The following is a 2618-nucleotide window of genomic DNA, read 5'->3' on the forward strand; positions in this document are numbered from 1 at the left end:
ACGCCCAGGTGCCGCCCGATGATTTCGCGGACACGAGCGGTGGTCCAGGTGGCGTCGGGAAAGCCGTGGGCCAGGGCACCCTCCTGCAGGAGGGTGCTGATCTTCTGCTGCCCCTCCGGGGTCAGGCGGGCGGGACGACCCGTGGTGGGGGTGGCCTCCAGGCCACCCTGGCGTTTGAGCCGCTCTTTCCAGGTGTAGATGGTGTGGATCGAGACGCCGAAGTGATCCGCGATCTGTTGGTTGGTGTGTCCACCGGCCTGAATCATATTCAGTGCGGCGAGTCGCCGTTCTTCGAGCTGGGCGCGGGTGTACTTGGAGGGTTGCCACGGTGCCATGTCCGGGTCAGTCTAGCAACCTAAATTTCTACCGTTATCAATAAGCGGGTCGGCCCGCTGCTGTGAGGGACTCGAACCATATTCTCCCTTCCTCCTGCGCCTTCACATGCCGTCTGGTGAAAACACAATGTATTCATGTGAATTCATGCCGCAGTCGGCGGATGCCGTACAGGGCCGCGGCAAGCAGGCCTGAGGTCAGTGCCACTGTGACGGGCGACGTGCAGGTGCCGGGTAGCTGGAACACCACTAGGTCCAGGCAACTGGTGCTGGCGCGGCGCATCAGCAAGTACGCCGCTACGGTCAGACCTGCCCAGACGATGAAAGTGACGAGGAAGGCCGCGGCAAACCGGCGGGTCAGCAGGAAGCTCAGCACCCCGACCGTCAGGAGAAACGCGAAGTTCACCTGGATGGCCAGCCACCAGTTCAGGCGGGTACTCACGGGGGCCAGCGCTGCGTAGAGGGCGAAGGCCAACGCGAAGACCACATAGAGGCCCAGGGCGTGTCGGGAGACGTACCGCGCGGTGCCGCCGGGCGTCAACGTGATCCAGGCCTGCAGACCGAACAACTTCAGGGATTCGTAATGCAGCAGCGCTGCCGTGACGGTCAGCAGGGGAATCCAGGGCAGCAGCAGGGTGGGAATCAGGCCGTTGCCAGGATTGATGATGTTGAGCAGCAGCAGCGTGCCCGCAGCCGCCAGACTGCCCGTGAGCCAGGTGCCCATCAGTGCACCCGCCGGAGGTACGGTGCGGCTGGGCAGTGTTCCTGACCCTGCACCTCGAACGCCCGCTGCACGTCACTGCTGATCACACTGTCCTCCATGGCGCCCAGGCGGCTGAGGGTACTCAGGGCCTGGAGATCCCCGCTGAGATAGGTCTTCCAGAGCGCCTGCTCCTGCTCCAGATCGAGGCGCGCACCGAACTGGCGGATGCAGGCCCATTCCTGCGCGAGATCTCGCCGCTCGTCCCGCACGGGCACCATGCGGGTGAATGCCAGTCGGGCCAGAGCGGCCGGGTTGGCAGTCTGACGCCGTTCCGGCAACAGGAGGACCGGCGCGTCTGCCGTCCGCCAGGTGGGTGTGGTCAGGAAGGGCACCTCCACGACGTGCAGGTCGGCAATCCGCAGGTACGAGGTGAGGGCCTGCACGTCCGGGAGGGACCGGGCCGACACGAACAGGGTGCTCTGCCCCACCCGGCTCGGCGCGTGCAGAGTCTCGGGTGCCTGCAGGGCCGCCGTGACGGCCATCCGGCGGTAGGTCATCTGATCGTACAGACGCCCTGGCACCTGCGTCACCAGTAGCGCGAGCGCGGCAAGGGCCAAGGCGGCGGGTCCCGCCCCCCGAGTGGGCGGCCGCATGGTGGCGCCAGCCCAGTACAGCGCACCAGACGCGATCAGGGTCAGGAGCGTCAGAAGGCCCGTGACCAGAAGCAGGCGGTCCATGCCGAACGTGTCCGACAGGGCCACGCCTGCCGGTAACCGCTGCAGGAAGTTCCCCGCTGGAAACACCACGAACGGCAGCGCCAGGGCGGTCAGCAGCAGTGCGGCGGTCCACACGGGGCCGCGGGCCAGCCAGACGACACTGCTGGCCACCGAAACGACGGTGCACAGTTGCAGGACGTTCAAGGCTAACTGCAGCGCTGTGGCAGGCGTCACCGATATAAGTAGACTCCGCACCGTGAACAGGGTGACCAGTGACGGCAACAGCACACTGAAGGTCGTCACGCCGAGCAGTGCCAGCGCGTACGCGACCGCACGCGTGACTGGTCGTACCCCGAGCACAGTCTCCAGTTCACCCGTGCCGTGCCGGTGGAACGTCAGGAGGCGGTACCCGCCGTACAGCCACACGAACGGCGTCACGAGCAGGAGGGTGCGGCGGCACAGCACTTCCGTGTACGCCGTCAGGGACCCTGCCGGGGAGAGGTGGTCCTCAACGGCGTACAGCAACCCCACCAGGATCAGGAGGATGGGAAGCCCGGCGCGGACAGCCACCTCCACTTCACGGCGAATCAGCAACCCAACGTTACGCCTGGAGAAATGCAAGGTACGCCTCCTCCAATGTGGGCGACAGGGCCGCCGCGTCCGGCGTGGGCGGCGCGTCCGCAATCTGCCGGATGTGCAGGCGTTCACCTTGGCGGCTGAAACTGATGATGGACGGATCCTGCCCGATCTCCGCGTTATAGCCTCAATCGCCCGAAAACCCCCGTTAAGGGCTTAAACGCCGTGCCAGTCAGTCCCGAAGGCGGCCCAGATCGAAGTGGTATCGCCCAAAGGGGTTGATGTGCTTGC

Annotated in this window: 3 protein-coding genes; all 3 read right to left on the reverse strand. The window is 65.7% G+C overall.

The annotated features are described in order from the left end of the window. Positions 1-335 (reverse strand): helix-turn-helix domain-containing protein (locus tag ABDZ66_RS05900; RefSeq protein ID WP_343757136.1); only part of this gene is annotated, 335 nt, incomplete at its 3' end. A gap of 133 nt (positions 336-468) precedes the next feature. Continuing rightward, positions 469-1056 (reverse strand): hypothetical protein, encoded by a 588-nt coding sequence (locus tag ABDZ66_RS05905; protein ID WP_343757138.1) that lies wholly within the window; start codon positions 1054-1056, stop codon positions 469-471. Beyond that, a complete protein-coding gene (locus tag ABDZ66_RS05910) occupies positions 1056-2321 on the reverse strand; it encodes a hypothetical protein (RefSeq protein ID WP_343757140.1) in 1266 nt (421 codons plus the stop codon). The genes ABDZ66_RS05905 and ABDZ66_RS05910 overlap by 1 nt, the downstream gene beginning before the upstream one ends. Positions 2322-2618 lie beyond the last annotated feature (297 nt).

Source organism: Deinococcus depolymerans, assembly GCF_039522025.1.
Taxonomy (GTDB): Bacteria; Deinococcota; Deinococci; order Deinococcales; family Deinococcaceae; genus Deinococcus; species Deinococcus depolymerans.